Origin of the sequence: Kribbella flavida DSM 17836 (assembly GCF_000024345.1) — a bacterium.
GTDB classification, from domain to species: domain Bacteria; phylum Actinomycetota; class Actinomycetes; order Propionibacteriales; family Kribbellaceae; genus Kribbella; species Kribbella flavida.
Map to the genome: position 1 here is coordinate 1783273 of NC_013729.1, position 14389 is coordinate 1797661.

The 14389-nt window shown below is 69.6% G+C and carries 12 protein-coding genes; 10 read left to right on the top strand and 2 right to left on the bottom strand.

All coding sequences use genetic code 11. The features are described from left to right. The first annotated feature begins 202 nt into the window (after positions 1 to 202). The 9 genes from KFLA_RS08330 (at position 203) to KFLA_RS08370 (ending at position 10710) form a co-directional block, all read left to right on the top strand. The gene (locus tag KFLA_RS08330) at positions 203 to 1075 is read left to right on the top strand and encodes a Cgl0159 family (beta/alpha)8-fold protein (RefSeq protein ID WP_012919338.1); all 873 of its coding nucleotides are present in this window, start codon (positions 203 to 205) and stop codon (positions 1073 to 1075) included. After that, positions 1072 to 1959, top strand: a complete 888-nt coding sequence (gene iolB / locus KFLA_RS08335) for a 5-deoxy-glucuronate isomerase (RefSeq protein WP_012919339.1) — start codon at positions 1072 to 1074, stop codon at positions 1957 to 1959. The genes KFLA_RS08330 and iolB overlap by 4 nt, the downstream gene beginning before the upstream one ends. A gap of 75 nt (positions 1960 to 2034) precedes the next feature. Continuing rightward, entirely contained in the window at positions 2035 to 3954 is a 1920-nt protein-coding gene (iolD, locus tag KFLA_RS08340) for a 3D-(3,5/4)-trihydroxycyclohexane-1,2-dione acylhydrolase (decyclizing) (protein ID WP_012919340.1), read from the top strand. A gap of 1 nt (position 3955) precedes the next feature. Further along, complete coding sequence (locus tag KFLA_RS08345; protein ID WP_012919341.1) at positions 3956 to 4849, top strand: TIM barrel protein; 894 nt, start codon at positions 3956 to 3958, stop codon at positions 4847 to 4849. An 81-nt stretch (positions 4850 to 4930) separates the two neighbouring features. Then, positions 4931 to 5926 (top strand): substrate-binding domain-containing protein, encoded by a 996-nt coding sequence (locus KFLA_RS08350; protein ID WP_012919342.1) that lies wholly within the window; start codon positions 4931 to 4933, stop codon positions 5924 to 5926. 10 nt (positions 5927 to 5936) lie between these two features. Further along, positions 5937 to 6983 (top strand): ABC transporter permease, encoded by a 1047-nt coding sequence (locus KFLA_RS08355; protein WP_012919343.1) that lies wholly within the window; start codon positions 5937 to 5939, stop codon positions 6981 to 6983. After that, positions 6980 to 7837 carry an ATP-binding cassette domain-containing protein gene (locus KFLA_RS08360; protein WP_012919344.1) on the top strand — a complete coding sequence of 286 codons (858 nt, stop codon included), beginning with the start codon at positions 6980 to 6982 and terminating at the stop codon, positions 7835 to 7837. The genes KFLA_RS08355 and KFLA_RS08360 overlap by 4 nt, the downstream gene beginning before the upstream one ends. Before the next feature lie 256 nt (positions 7838 to 8093). Continuing rightward, on the top strand, positions 8094 to 9143 hold the full coding sequence (locus tag KFLA_RS08365; protein ID WP_012919345.1) for a Gfo/Idh/MocA family protein: 1050 nt from the start codon (positions 8094 to 8096) through the stop codon (positions 9141 to 9143). Between the two features lie 70 nt (positions 9144 to 9213). Continuing rightward, positions 9214 to 10710 (top strand): CoA-acylating methylmalonate-semialdehyde dehydrogenase, encoded by a 1497-nt coding sequence (locus tag KFLA_RS08370; protein ID WP_012919346.1) that lies wholly within the window; start codon positions 9214 to 9216, stop codon positions 10708 to 10710. A gap of 375 nt (positions 10711 to 11085) precedes the next feature. Here the strand turns inward: KFLA_RS08370 and KFLA_RS08375 are convergent, their stop codons facing one another. Together KFLA_RS08375 and KFLA_RS08380 are read right to left on the bottom strand one after the other, a co-directional pair. Further along, positions 11086 to 12087 (bottom strand): Gfo/Idh/MocA family protein, encoded by a 1002-nt coding sequence (locus tag KFLA_RS08375; RefSeq protein WP_012919348.1) that lies wholly within the window; start codon positions 12085 to 12087, stop codon positions 11086 to 11088. A 10-nt stretch (positions 12088 to 12097) separates the two neighbouring features. After that, complete coding sequence (locus KFLA_RS08380; protein ID WP_012919349.1) at positions 12098 to 13243, bottom strand: phytanoyl-CoA dioxygenase family protein; 1146 nt, start codon at positions 13241 to 13243, stop codon at positions 12098 to 12100. A 76-nt stretch (positions 13244 to 13319) separates the two neighbouring features. Here KFLA_RS08380 and KFLA_RS08385 point away from each other — a divergent pair, with 76 nt between their 5' ends. Continuing rightward, on the top strand, positions 13320 to 14354 hold the full coding sequence (locus KFLA_RS08385; protein WP_012919350.1) for a Gfo/Idh/MocA family oxidoreductase: 1035 nt from the start codon (positions 13320 to 13322) through the stop codon (positions 14352 to 14354). Positions 14355 to 14389: the final 35 nt, after the last annotated feature.

The window sequence follows — 14389 nt, forward strand, 5'->3', positions numbered from 1 at the left end:
GGCGCACGTAACCGGCCCAAGCCCGGCTGGTCCGGCATCGGCAGGCGGCTCCACCCCGGCGGCTGGCTCGGTGCAGGAGAGCGGGCCGAACACGGCGGCACGTGCGGCTCCCGCGACCTCCCCGCAGACGGCGAGCAGCCCGGGAAGCGTGGGTCCGGGTGACCGTGCAGCACGGGTCAGGGAGGGGGGTACAGGGCAGCGCGTGGATCTGACTGAGCTGCGCGTGCGGCATCCGGAGCGGGTGGCCGAGGCGTGGCAGCAGCGGCGTCGCCGTGAACTGGTGGGCGACGACGGGCGACTCCTCATCGTTGCGGCGGACCACCCGGCACGCGGCGCGCTGGGGGTGCGAGACGACCGGATGGCGATGGCGAGCCGGCCGGGGCTGATCGAGCGGCTCTGCACGGCGCTGCAGCAGCCCGGCGTTGACGGCGTCCTGGCCACGCCTGACGTCCTCGAGGATCTCCTGCTGCTGGGAGCGCTGGAGGGCAAGCTGGTCATCGGGTCGATGAACCGCGGTGGTCTGCAAGGTGCCTCCTTCGAGTTGGACGACAGGTTCACGGCGTACCGGTCGGCGGACGACATCGCTGCGCGGCGGCTGGACGGCGGCAAGATGCTCACCCGGATCTGCCTCGACGACCCGGGCACCGCCGCGACGCTGGAGAGCAGCGCGCAGGCCGTCACCGAGTTGGCCGAGCGTCGGCTGATGGCCATGGTCGAGCCCTTCTGGTCCGTGCGCACCGACGGCCGGGTGAGCAACCTGCTCGACCCCGATTCGGTGATCCGGTCCGTGCACATCGCCGCCGGACTCGGCGCGACGAGTGCGTACACCTGGCTCAAGCTGCCGGTCGTCGACGAATTGGAGCGGGTGATGGAGGCCACCACGTTGCCGACCTTGCTGCTCGGTGGCGATCCGACTGTCGCGCCGGAGGAAACGTATGCATCCTGGGGCAAGGCGCTCAGTCTGCCGTCGGTCCGCGGTCTGGTCGTGGGCCGCGCGCTGCTCTTCCCGCCCGACGGCGACGTGGCCGCCGCAGTCCAGCAAGCCGCCACGCTGGTACATGGAGGTGCCGCATGACCGAGTGGTTCAGGCCGGCCGGTTCCACGGCGCGCGACGGGTACGACCTCGTGGTCCGGCCCGGGGAGCAGGACTGGCACCACACCGGGCTGACGATCCGCACTCTGCAGCCCGGTCAGTCGGTCGAGTTCGACACCGAGGACTGCGAGTACCTGGTGCTGCCGCTCAGTGGCTCGGCCGAAGTGGTGGTCGACGGCGAGACGGTACCGCTCGCCGGCCGCGCGGACGTGTTCGCCGGTCCGACCGATCTCGCCTACGTGCCGCGCGGGACCAGAGTCGCGGTTGTCAGCGCAGACGGCGCCCGGATCGCCTTCCCGCACGCCAAGGCCGCCGGTGACTACCCGTTCCGCCGGCTCGGGACCGAGCAGGTGGAGACCGAGCTTCGCGGTGCCGGCGTCTCCTCCCGGCAGGTCCGCAACTTCGGCACGCCGGCGGTGCTCGAGGCCGACTCGATCATCGCGTGCGAGGTGCTCACCCCGGCCGGCAACTGGTCGTCGTACCCGCCGCACAAGCACGACGAGCACAAGCCGGGTGAGGAGAGCGTGCTCGAGGAGATCTACTACTTCGAGATGCAGCTGTCGGCCGAGGCGCCGGAAGATGTCGAGGGCAACGACCCGATCGGCTACCAGCGGGTCTACGGCACCGACGACCGGCCGATCGACGTGCTCGCCGAGGTCCGCAACGGCGACCTGGTGCTGGTCCCGCACGGCTGGCACGGCCCGGCGATGGCGCCGCCCGGCTACGACATGTACTACCTGAACGTGATGGCCGGTCCTGGCAGCGAGCGGGAGTGGCTGATCAGCGACGACCCGCAGCACGGCTGGGTCCGCAAGCTGTGGGACAGCCAGCAGCTCGATCCGCGCCTCCCGTTCGGCACGCAGTGACCAGGCCTGGGCCGGACGTCCGGCCGGTATGCACCCTTCCACGATGGACCCGCAGCTACTTTTCGGAGGACAGCGATGACGGTACGTCTCACGGTCGCCCAGGCGCTGGTGCGATTCCTGAGCGTCCAGTACTCGGAGCGCGACGGGCAACGGCAGAAGCTGTTCGCCGGGTGCTTCGGCATCTTCGGGCACGGCAACGTGGCCGGTCTGGGGCAGGCCCTGCTGCAGGCCGAGCTGGAGGATCCCGCCGCGCTGCCGTACATCCTGGCCCGCAACGAGCAGGCGATGGTGCACAGCGCCGTCGCCTTCGCCCGGATGCGTGACCGGCTGCAGACCTACGCCTGCACGGCGAGCATCGGGCCCGGCTCGACCAACATGGTCACCGGGGCGGCGCTGGCGACCGTGAACCGGCTGCCGGTGCTGATCCTGCCGTCCGACGTGTTCGCGACCCGGGTGGCGAGTCCGGTCCTGCAGGAGCTGGAGAACTTCTCGGCCGGCGACGTCTCGGTGAACGACGCCTTCCGCCCGGTGTCGAAGTACTTCGACCGGGTCTGGCGGCCGGAACAGCTTCCCGCTGCCCTGCTCAACGCGATGCGGGTGCTCACCGACCCGGTGGAGACCGGCGCGGTGACGATCGCGCTGCCGCAGGACGTTCAGGCCGAGGCGTACGACTGGCCGGACGAATTGTTCGCAGAGCGTACCTGGTACGTCGCCCGGCCGTTGCCGGAGGCATCGATGTTGGAGAAGGCGGCGGAGCTGGTCCGGGCAGCGCAGCGTCCGTTGATCGTCGCCGGTGGCGGTGTCGCCTACTCGCAGGCCCAGGACGCGTTGCGCTCCTTCGCCGAGGCCACCGGCATCCCGGTCGCGGAAACCCAGGCAGGCAAGGGCTCGCTGAGCTACGACCACCCGCAGTCGGTGGGTGCCGTCGGCTCGACCGGGACGACGGCGGCGAACGCGTTGGCCCGCGAGGCCGACCTGGTGATCGGCGTCGGCACCCGCTACAGCGACTTCACGACCGCGTCCCGGACGGCCTTCCAGAACCCTGACGTGCGGTTCGTCAACATCAACGTGGCGCGCTTCGACGGTGGCAAGCATGCGGGTCTTCCTCTCGTTGCCGATGCCCGGGAAGCCCTTGTTTCGTTGGCTTCCGCGCTCGATGGCTGGTCTGTGCAGAGAAAGTACACGGACTCGGCCACCGAGCTGGCCCGGCAGTGGGACCAGGTTGTGGACAACACCTACAACCCGCCGGCCGAGGTGACCGGGAAACTGGCCGCGGGACTGCTCACCCAGGGCCAGGTCCTCGGTGCCGTGAACGAATTGTCGGCGCCGTCTGATGTCGTTGTCTGTGCGGCCGGTTCGATGCCGGGCGACCTGCACAAACTGTGGCGGACCCGCGACCCGAAGGGATACCACGTCGAGTATGGCTTCTCCTGCATGGGTTACGAGATCGCCGGCGGGCTGGGTGTGCGGCTCGGCGCCCCGGACCGCGACGTCTTCGTCCTGGTCGGCGACGGGTCCTACCTGATGATGTCCAGCGAGCTGGTCACCGCCGTCCAGGAGAACCTGAAGATCATCGTCGTCCTGGTGCAGAACCACGGCTTCGCGTCGATCGGCGCCCTGTCGGAGTCCCTGGGCTCCCAACGGTTCGGCACGGCGTACCGCCGGCGCGGTGCGGACGGGCGGCTCGACGGCGATCACCTGCCGGTCGATCTGGCGGCGAACGTGCGCAGCTTCGGCGTCGAGGTGATCGAGGTGTCGGACCGCGACGAGCTGGAGAAGGCGATCCACACGGCCAAGGCGGCCACCGGTCCGATCGCGATCCACGTCACCACCGACCCCCTGATCGGCGGGCCGGACAGCGACTCGTGGTGGGACGTGCCGGTGAGCCAGGTCTCCGAGCTCGACTCCACCCGCGCCGCCTCCGCGGCGTACGAGGAGGCCAAGAAGCGGCAGCAGCCGTACTACGCGCCCGTCGATCCCCGAGCGGATCGTTGACATGGGCAAGGTTACGATCGGCAGCGCGCCGGACTCCTGGGGCATCTGGTACGCCGACGATCCGCGGCAGACGCCGTGGACCCGGTTTCTCGACGAGGTCGCCGAGGCCGGCTACACCAAGATCGAGCTCGGCCCGTACGGCTACCTGCCCTCCGATCCTGCCCGGCTGAAGGACCAGCTGGACCAGCGCGGCCTGGAGGTCACCGCCGGTACGACGTTCGAGCAGCTGCACCGACCCGACTCGTGGGAGTCGACCTGGCGCGAGGTGTCCCCGGTCGCCGAGCTGGCGGCGGCGATGGGCGCGAAGCACCTGGTCGTCATGCCGTCGATGTGGCGGGGCGACGGGGGCGAGATTGTCGAGCCGCGGCTGGATCACGAGGGCCAGGCGTGGCACGGCCGCCAGGTGACCGAGCTGGGCCGGCGGATCGCCGACGAGTACGGGCTGCGGACGCAGTTCCACCCGCACGCCGACGGGCACGTCGACACCCAGGACACCGTCGAGCGGTTCCTGGCCGAGACCGACGCCGCCCAGGTGAACTTGTGCCTGGACACCGGGCACATCAGCTACTGCGGCGGTGACAACCTGCAGCTGATCCGGGACTACCCGGACCGGATCGGCTACGTCCACCTCAAACAGGTCGACCCGGTCGTCCTGGCGGAAGTCCAGGCCGAAGGTCTGGGCTTCGACGAGGCGGTCAAGCGCGGTGTGATGTGCGAGCCGCCGGGCGGCGTACCCGAGCTGCCGCCGGTGCTCGAAGCGCTGTCCGGCCTCGATGCCGACCTGTTCGCGATCGTCGAGCAGGACATGTTCCCCTGTCCGCCTGAGGTGCCGCTGCCGATCGCGCGACGCACCCTGGCGTACCTGCACAGCCACGGGGGTGGTGTATCCGTCTGACGGTCAGGAGAGTATGCACTCTCTGGTCAGTAGCAACGCCGCGGCGTACCCGCGGGAACTTCGGAAAGGCTGGTTGTGGTCATGGTTCGGTGGCATAGAAAGGCCGTAGTCACCAGTGCGGCACTGGCGCTGGTGCTCGCGGCAGGAGCCTGCAGCGACTCCGGCGGCAAGCAGGAGGAGCAGAAGGCGGACGCCGGCTCGGGCAACGTGGCGACCACGCCGCGGATCAAGGTCGCGCTGATCACCCACTCCAAGGCGGGTGACACGTTCTGGGACATCGTCCGGCGCGGTGCGGAGGCGGCGGCGCAGAAGGACAACATCGAGCTGCAGTACTCCTCGGACCCCGACGGCGCCGCCCAGGCCAACCTGGTGCAGACCGCGATCGACTCCAAGGTCGACGGCATCGCGGTGACGCTGAACAAGCCCGACGCGATGATGCCGAACGTGAAGAAGGCGATCGCGGCGGGAATCCCGGTGACCGTGCTGAACGGCGGCCTGGACACCTGGAAGCAGTCCGGCGCGATCGGGTACTTCGGCCAGGACGAGCGGATCGCCGGCGAGGCGACCGGTGACAAGCTCAAGCAGCTCGGCGCGAAGAAGGTTCTCTGCATCGTGCACGAGCAGGGCAACGTCAGCCTCGAGGCGCGCTGCCAGGGCATCAAGAACAAGTTCGGCGTCGTCGAGAACCTGAACGTCGACGGTGCCGACCAGCCGGGCACGCAGGCGACGATCACCTCGAAGCTGCAGCAGGACAAGTCGGTCGACTACCTGGTGGGCCTGAACGCCGGTGTCACGCTGACCGCGGTCCAGGCGGCCAAGGACGCCGGGTCCTCGGCCAAGATCGGCAGCTTCGACATGAGCAAGGAGATGGCGAAGGCGGTCAAGGACGGCACCGTGCAGTTCGCCGTCGACCAGCAGCCCTACCTGCAGGGGTACCTGGCGATCGACGCGATCTGGCTGAGCAAGACCAACGGCAACTCGATCGGTGGTGGCGAGGCCACGCTGACCGGCCCGTCGTTCGTCGAGAAGTCCAACATCGAGGCCGTCGAGAAGTTCGCCGCGGCCGGGACCCGCTGAGGTCGCGGCGATGGCATCGACGATCGCGGCCCCCGCCGACGCCGACGACCGCGTCTCGGCGCGTTCGATCGGCGCCCGGCTGCTCAGCCGCCCGGAGATCGGGTCGCTGGTCGGCGCCGCGGTGATCCTGGTGTTCTTCCTGGTCACCGCGGAGCCGTTCCGCGACCTCAACAACGCCGGGACGATCCTCTACCAGGCCTCGCTGATCGGGGTGATGGCCGTTCCGGTCTCGCTGCTGATGATCGGCGGCGAGTTCGACCTGTCGGCCGGGGTGGCGGTGACGACCGGTGGCCTGACCGCCGGCATCTTCGCCTACCAGTTCAGCGTCAACGTCTGGGTCGGGATGGCGGTCGCGCTCGTGCTCGCCCTGGCGATCGGTCTGTTCAACGGCTGGCTGCTGATGCGGACCGGGCTGCCGAGCTTCCTGGTCACGCTCGGCACGTTCTTCATCCTGCAGGGGCTGAACGTCGCGGTGACCCGGCTGACGTCGGGCGCCGTCGCGTCCAACTCGATCAGCGACATGGACGGGTTCACCTCGGCCAAGGCGCTGTTCGCCTCCGAGTTCAAGCTCGGCGGCCTGACGATCAAGATCATCGTGGTCTGGTGGACCGTGTTCGTCGCGATCGCCGCCTGGATGCTGCTGCGGACCAAGATCGGCAACTGGATCTTCGCGGTCGGTGGCGACGCCGCGTCGGCGCGAGCGGTCGGCGTACCGGTGAAGAAGGTGAAGATCGGGCTGTTCATGACGGTCGGGTTCTTCGCCTGGTTCACCGGGATGCAGCTGCTGTTCGTGCAGAACGGTGTCGTGCAGTCCGGTGAGGGCGTCGGCAAGGAGTTCCTGTACATCATTGCCGCGGTGGTCGGCGGCTGCCTGTTGACCGGGGGCTACGGCTCGGTGGTCGGCGGCGCGGTCGGCGCGCTGATCTTCGGCATGGTGCAGCTCGGCGTCGTGTACGCCGGCTGGAACCCGGACTGGTTCAAGGCGTTCCTCGGCGCGATGTTGCTGCTGGCCACGATCGTCAACCTGGTCGTCAAGAACAAGGCGGATGCCCGATGAGCACGACGGAGAGCTTCGCCAGCGAGGCGACCGGGAGCCCGACCACACCGGTTGTGCACCTGGAGAACGTGGGCAAGAGCTACGGCAACATCCACGCCCTCCGCGGGGTGTCGCTGTCGGTGCGGCAGGGCGAGATCACCTGCGTGCTGGGCGACAACGGCGCGGGCAAGTCGACGCTGATCAAGATCATCGCCGGCCTGCACGACTACACCTCGGGCACGATGTCGGTGAACGGCGAGCAGCGGCACTTCTCCTCGCCGCGCGAGTCGCTGGACAGCGGCATCGCAACCGTCTACCAGGACCTGGCGCTGGCGCCGCTGATGTCGGTCTGGCGCAACTTCTTCCTCGGCAACGAGCTGACCAAGGGCCCGTTCGGGGTGCTCGACGCGGCGCGGATGAAGCGGATCGCGCAGGAGGAGCTGACCAAGATGGGGATCTCCATCCCCAACCTGGAGCAGCCGGTCGGCAAGCTGTCCGGCGGTCAGCGGCAGTGTGTCGCGATCGCCCGGGCGATCCACTTCGGGGCCAAGGTGCTGATCCTGGACGAGCCGACCGCGGCGCTGGGCGTGAACCAGTCCGGCGTGGTGCTGAAGTACATCGTCAAGGCCAGGGACGCGGGCATCGGGGTCGTCTTCATCACCCACAACCCGCACCACGCGTACCTGGTCGGCAACCACTTCGTGATCCTCAAGCTCGGGCGGGTCGCGCTGGACACGCACCGGTCCGACATCACGTTGGAGCAGCTGACCACCGAGATGGCCGGCGGGTCGGAGCTGGAGGCGCTGAGCCACGAGCTCCGCGGCTTCGACCCCGAACTGGTGGTCGGCCCGGAGGAAACCACGAAACCGCACTGATCAGTACGCCGGGACGTGGCCGGCTGGTCCTGAGGCCGGCCACGCACCTCTTCGGCCGGGGCTCGGCCGAGAAGGCTGCCGACCTCGGCGGCAGAAGTCGCTGACGCCGGGTACGTCCCTGGCGCCGGCGGCAAGAAGCAACCGCCGTGTCGGAGCAACCGCAGGCCGGTGGCGGAAGTCGCCGGTTCGGGCGGGAGGACCCGCCGGAGCGGTGGGGAAGTCGCCGGGGCGAGCAGTCGTCAGAGAGAAGGTGGAGATGCGGGACCTGAGGATCGGGATCATCGGTGTCGGGGTGATGGGCGCCGACCACGCCGAGCGGGTGGTGCGACGGATCTCCGGGGCACGCCTGGTCGCCGTCTCCGACCCGGACCTGCCCCGGGCGACCACGCTGGCCGAGTCCCTCGGCAGCTCGTCTGCTCCCGCGGCGGGGACTGGAGACGGGGACGCGATCCGCGTGATCGAGGATCCGCTCGCGCTGATCGGGAACGCCGAAGTCGATGCCGTGATCATCGCGTCGCCCGGATTTGCGCACGCCGAGCAGTTGATGGCCTGCCTGGAGCACGGGAAGCCGGTGCTCTGTGAGAAGCCGTTGACCATGGACACCGAGTCCTCGCTGCGCGTGGTCGAGGCGGAGCACAAGCTGGGGCGGCAGCTGATCCAGGTCGGGTTCATGCGCCGGTTCGACCCGGAGTACGCGGCGCTGAAGCAGTTGCTCGACTCTGGAGAGCTCGGCCGGACCCTGCTGCTGCACAACGTGCACCGCAACAAGACGGTCCCTGAGTCGTTCCGGAGCGAGATGATCGTGCGCGACTCGCTCGTGCACGAGGTGGACGTCGCGCGCTGGTTGTTCGACGACGAGATCGCCCGGATCACCGTGCGCGCCCCGAAGCCGACCGGTCTGGTCGCCGACGGGGTGCTCGATCCCCAGCTCGCGGTGTTCGAGATGGCGAGCGGCGCGATCGCGGACGTCGAGGTGTTCGTGAACTTCCAGGTCGGCTACGAGGTCCGCTGCGAGGCGGTGGCCGAGAAGGGCAGCGCGACCATCGGCCTCGGGGTCGACGTGCTGACCAGACGGGCCGGACACTGGGGTGGGGCGGTGCCCGACGACTACCGCGCCCGGTTCGGTACGGCGTACGACATCGAGGTGCAGCGCTGGGTGGACGCCACGGCGCGGGGAGAGATCGACGGCCCGACCGCCTGGGACGGCTACGCCGCGGCCGCGGTCTGCACCGCCGGGGTGCAGTCGTTGCAGGAGGGCCGCCCGGTGGAGGTCGAGATGGCACGCAGGAGCGAGGTGCTCGGATGAGATCCGGTCACGCCGTGCCCGGCAGGAGCAAGGACATCACCGCAGGACCGACGACACGAGGGATGCAGCTGTGAGCACTGAGCGAATCACCCATCTGATCGGCGGGACGCCCTGGACGGGCGTCTCGGAGCGCACCAGCAAGGTCTACAACCCCGCCACCGGCGAGGTGACCGGCGAGCTGGACCTGGCCTCGGCCGCGACCGTCGACGAGGTGGTCAAGGTCGCCCACGACGCGTCCAGGGCGTGGGGCCGGACGTCGCTCACCAAGCGGGCGCAGGTGCTGTTCGCGTTCCGTGAGCTGCTGAACGCGCGCAAGGAGGAGATCGCGGCGCTGATCACCGCCGAGCACGGCAAGGTGCTGTCGGACGCGCTCGGCGAGGTGACCCGTGGGCTGGAGGTGGTCGAGTTCGCCTGCGGCATCCCGCACCTGCTGAAGGGCGGCTTCAGCGAGAACGTGTCGACCAACGTCGACGTGTACTCGATCCGCCAGCCGCTCGGGGCGGTCGCGGTGATCTCGCCGTTCAACTTCCCGGCGATGGTGCCGCTGTGGTTCGTGCCGATCGCGGTCGCCTGCGGCAACAGCGTCGTGATCAAGCCGTCCGAGAAAGACCCGTCCGCGGTGAACGCGGTGGCGGCGCTGTGGAAGGAGGCCGGCCTCCCGGACGGCGTGATGAACGTGGTGCACGGTGACAAGGAGGCCGTCGACCGGCTGCTCGAGCACCCGGACATCAAGGCCGTCTCGTTCGTCGGATCGACCCCGATCGCGCGCTACGTGTACGAGAAGGGCACCGCGAACGGCAAGCGGGTCCAGGCGCTCGGTGGGGCCAAGAACCACATGGTCGTGCTGCCGGACGCCGATCTCGACCTGGCCGCCGACGCCGCGGTGAATGCCGGTTTCGGGTCGGCCGGGGAGCGCTGCATGGCGATCTCGGCGCTGGTCGCGGTCGAGCCGGTCGCCGACGACCTGATCGCCAAGATCAAGCAGCGGATGGCGACGCTGCGCACCGGCGACGGGACCCGCGGCTGCGACATGGGCCCGCTGGTCACCGGGCCGCACCGGGACAAGGTCGTCGGGTACGTCGAGGCCGGGGTCGAGGCCGGCGCCGAGCTGGCGGTGGACGGCCGCGAGGGCCCGTTCGACGGCGGCGACGACGGCTTCTGGCTCGGGCCGACGCTGTTCGACAAGGTCACGCCGGACATGTCGATCTACACCGACGAGATCTTCGGCCCGGTGCTGTCGGTGGTTCGGGTGCCGTCGTACGACGCGGCGCTGGACCTGGTGAACGCGAACCCGTACGGCAACGGCACGGCGATCTTCACCAACGACGGCGGCGCGGCCCGGCGGTACCAGACCGAGGTCGAGGTGGGCATGGTCGGCGTCAACGTCCCGATCCCGGTGCCGATGGCGTACTACTCGTTCGGCGGCTGGAAGAACTCGCTGTTCGGCGACACGCACGCGCACGGGACCGAGGGCGTGCACTTCTTCACCCGCGGCAAGGTGATCACCTCACGCTGGCTGGACCCGAGCCACGGTGGCCTGAACCTGGGCTTCCCAACCCACGACTGATCACCGTCAGAGGTGTAGCGTCGAGGGTGACCCCCGGGGCAAGAGGAGTACCGCGGCGAACCAGGCTCAGCCGAGTCGTCCGTAGTGCCAGATCCAGCCCCGGAGTGCGCCATGTCGAAGAACAAGGGTGGACGCGAAGTCCGCAAGCCCAAGCAACCCAAACAGCCGAAGGCCAGCCCGGCCGACAGCGCGGTCATCCCGCCGACCAAGCAGGCGCGGAAGTAGCCGTCAGGGTCACCCCGTGCGACGTCGGCCACCACGCAACCTCGAGGAGCGTGGCGGCCGGCGCACGTCGTACCGGCTCGGGCCGGCGCGGCCGGCAGGCGGCGTATCGCCTGGGCGGAGGCGACCCCGCGAGCGGCGTACCGGTTGACGTCAGAGCTCGGTGATCGGGCGGGGCTGGAGACCGGCGTCGCGGTAGCAGGCGTCGATCAGCTCCATCGTGGCGACCGCGTCGTCCGCGTCGATCGGCAGCGGGGTGCCCTCCCGCAGGTGCGCGGCGAACGCCTCCAGCTGGTACGTGTACGACGACTTGCGCCCGAGGTGCTCCACCCAGTGGTCCTCCTTGGTGGTGACGATCACCCGGTCGTCCTGGTGCGGCAGCACGAAGCTCGGCGCGAACGCCTCACCTCGGGCGCCGACCACCTTGAGGCTGAAGTCGAGCTGTTCGGCGGCCATGCTGGTCCGGACCGCGCCGGTCGCGCCGTTCGGGAACTCCAGGTCCGCGTTCAGCCACTCGTCGACACCTGGCAGCCGCTTGCGCTCGCCGGCGCGCGCGTTGACCAGCTTCGGCTGACCGCCGCCCCACGGCGCGAGCATCCTCTGGGCGTGCAGCGCGTAGCAACCGACGTCCATCACCGCACCGCCCGCCAGTGCGAGCGACCAGCGCGGGTCCTGGTCCGGCGGGGGAGGCATGACCATGGTCGCCTCGACGTGCCGCAGCTCCCCGAGCTCACCCTTGGCCAGCAACTCCTGCAGCCGCTTCATCACCGGATGGAAGAGGTAGTGGAAGCCCTCCATCACCACGACGCCGGCCTCGCGCGCGGCGTCGCGCACCGTGGCCGCCTCGGCCGCGTTGCTCGCCGACGGCTTCTCGGTGAGCACATGCTTGCCCGCGGCAATGGCACGCAGGTTCCACGGGCCGTGCAGGCCGTTGGCGAGCGGGTTGTAGATCGCTTCCACCTCGGGGTCGGCGAGCACGTCGTCGTACGACGCGTGCACGCGCTCGACCCCGTGCTCGGCGGCGAAGGCTTCGGCGCGGTCGGTGTCCCGGGCCGCGACCGCGACCAGCCGGGCGCCGGTCAGCCGGGCCGGCTCGGCGATCGCCCGGCCGGCGATCCGGGCGGCGCCGAGGATGCCGAAACGAAGCGGTTCCATGCCTTCTCCTTCAGATGTCGTCCGTACGGCGGCGTACGGCGTGCTCGTCGAGGGCTTGTCGTAGGCGGTCGGTCGGCCAGTCCTCGTCGAGGGCCTGGCGGAGCAGTTCCGCCTGGGTCCGGGGTGCGAGACCGCCGATGGGCTGGTCCCGGTCCAGGTTCGTCGGAAAAGCGTAACCCTCGGCGGCGGCGGCGATGACGGTGTCCAGATCGAAGGCGTCATCCTGCCCGAGGGCACGCAGCACGGGGTAGAGCGTGACCGCCATCCGGACCCGGTCGACGCTCTCCATCGCGCGCCCGAACGCCGAGGAGATCTGCAGCAGGTTCGCCATCCGGTGGATTCCGGCGGAACGGTTGGCACCGGCAGCGTGGAAGAGCGCCGGGTTGAAGAACACCGCGTCTCCCTTCTCCAGCGGCAGCTGGACGTGGTTGGCAACGAAGTGGTCGCCGAACTCGGGCCGGCGCCAGGCGAGGTAGCCCAGTTCGTACTTGTGCGAGTGCGGCAGGTAGAGCGTCGGTCCGGACTCCACCGGCATGTCACAGTGAGCAACCGCACCCTGCAGCGTCAGCACGCTCGACAACCTGTGCACGTGGGCAGGGTAGAGCGCGGCGGTTACGTCGGACTGGAATCCGAGGTGGTAGTCGCGATGTACCGTCTGACCTTCACCTCCTGGATTCACGACGTTCACCTGCGAGGTCACCTGGTACGCCGGTCCGAGCCAGGCCCGGGCGACCAGGGCGAGCAGGTCGTTGGCGTAGTACCGGACGAAGACCTCCGGGGCGCGCAGCGCGAGCTTCTCCAGCGCGTTCCAGACCCGGTCGTTCGCCCCTGGTGTGGCGAAGTGGTCGCCGGCCGCCGTGCCGGCCCGGTGCTGCTGCTCGATCATCGCCTCGAACTCGGCCGTCGCGGCATCCACCACGTCCTTGCCGAAGGCACCCTTCAGCACCACGAGGCCCGGCCCGTCCCCGAGCGCCCGGATGAACTCGGTCTGCACGGCCCGACTCTCCGCGCCGCGGATCCGCTCAGCGTCGTACACCAGGACCTGGCGCTCCACCCGAGCAGCCAGCGGGTAGTCCGCCGGATCCGTCTCCGCCTTCAGCACCTCGAGCAGATCTTCCAGCCGCACGTCCTGTGGCTCGAACCACACCTTCGTCATCGCTCGCTCCTTCCACGCTCGAACCACCATGATGAGCTGAGCTGGACCAAGGACAACCGAGGGGACCGGAGGGCGGATGCGGAGCGATCACGGGTTGGCAGTGGTCAGGATGGGCCTGGTCGGGGCCGGGCGGATCGGGGCGCTGCACGCGCGCAACCTCGCGCGGCACGTGGCAGGGGCCGAGCTGGTGGCGGTGGCGGATCCGCGGCGTGAGGCTGCCGAGGAGCTGGCCGGCCAGTACGGCGCGCGACCCAGCGAGGTCGACGAGTTGCTCGCGGACCCCGAGATCGACGCCGTGGTGATCGCCTCGATCGCGGCCGCGCACCAGGAGTTGGTGGTCAAGGCGGCTGGGGCGGGCAAGGCGGTCTGGTGCGAGAAGCCGGCCTCGCTCACGCTGGAGCAGATCGATCGGGCCATCGCGGCGACCGCAGCGGCCGGGGTGCCGTTCCAGGTCGGCTTCAACCGACGGTTCGCCGCCGACTTCCGGGCCGCGCGGGCGACCGTCGAGGCCGGCGGGATCGGTACACCGCAGCTGATGCGTTCGATCACCCGGGACCCGGGGTGGCCGGCGGGTCTGTCGAACGCAGCGGGAGTCCGGCCGTGGACGATCTTCCGCGAAACCCTGATCCACGACTTCGACACCCTGCTCTGGCTCAATCCCGGCGCCGAGCCGGTCGAGGTCTACACCAGGGCCGACGCGCTGATCGCGCCCGAGTACAAGGCCGACGGGCTGCTCGACACCGCCGTCGTGATGATCACCTTCGACAACGGGGCGATCGCGACCGCCGAGGCGAACTTCTCCGCGCTCTACGGGTACGACGTGCGCGGCGAGGTCTTCGGCAGCAAGGGCATGGTGGTCGCCGGGCGGCTGCCCAGCACTGCGGCCGTGCACTACGACGCGACCGGATCGCACCAGCGAACCCTGCGCAGCGACGAGGAAATGTTCCGCGACGCCTACGTGCAGGAGCTCTTCGACTTCGCCGAAGTGGTGCGCGGCAACGCCGAACCGCCGGTCACCGGCGAGGACGCGCGCCGGGCGCTGCGCATCGCCTTGGCCGCGATGACATCGCACGAGCAGCACCGTCCGGTCAGGCTGGGCGAAGTGCGGTGAAACCCGTTCCGACAAAGGAAGACATCTGATCAAAT

Excerpts from the sequence above, each read along its gene's own strand:
- KFLA_RS08365 (WP_012919345.1), top strand. The coding sequence starts at position 8,094 with ATGCGGGACCTGAGGATCGGGATCATCGGTGTCGGGGTGATGGGCGCC.
- KFLA_RS08350 (WP_012919342.1), top strand. The coding sequence starts at position 4,931 with ATGGTTCGGTGGCATAGAAAGGCCGTAGTCACCAGTGCGGCACTGGCG.
- KFLA_RS08385 (WP_012919350.1), top strand. The coding sequence starts at position 13,320 with ATGCGGAGCGATCACGGGTTGGCAGTGGTCAGGATGGGCCTGGTCGGG.
- KFLA_RS08360 (WP_012919344.1), top strand. The coding sequence starts at position 6,980 with ATGAGCACGACGGAGAGCTTCGCCAGCGAGGCGACCGGGAGCCCGACC.
- iolB (WP_012919339.1), top strand. The coding sequence starts at position 1,072 with ATGACCGAGTGGTTCAGGCCGGCCGGTTCCACGGCGCGCGACGGGTAC.
- KFLA_RS08355 (WP_012919343.1), top strand. The coding sequence starts at position 5,937 with ATGGCATCGACGATCGCGGCCCCCGCCGACGCCGACGACCGCGTCTCG.
- KFLA_RS08375 (WP_012919348.1), bottom strand. The coding sequence starts at position 12,087 with ATGGAACCGCTTCGTTTCGGCATCCTCGGCGCCGCCCGGATCGCCGGC.
- KFLA_RS08345 (WP_012919341.1), top strand. The coding sequence starts at position 3,956 with ATGGGCAAGGTTACGATCGGCAGCGCGCCGGACTCCTGGGGCATCTGG.
- iolD (WP_012919340.1), top strand. The coding sequence starts at position 2,035 with ATGACGGTACGTCTCACGGTCGCCCAGGCGCTGGTGCGATTCCTGAGC.
- KFLA_RS08380 (WP_012919349.1), bottom strand. The coding sequence starts at position 13,243 with ATGACGAAGGTGTGGTTCGAGCCACAGGACGTGCGGCTGGAAGATCTG.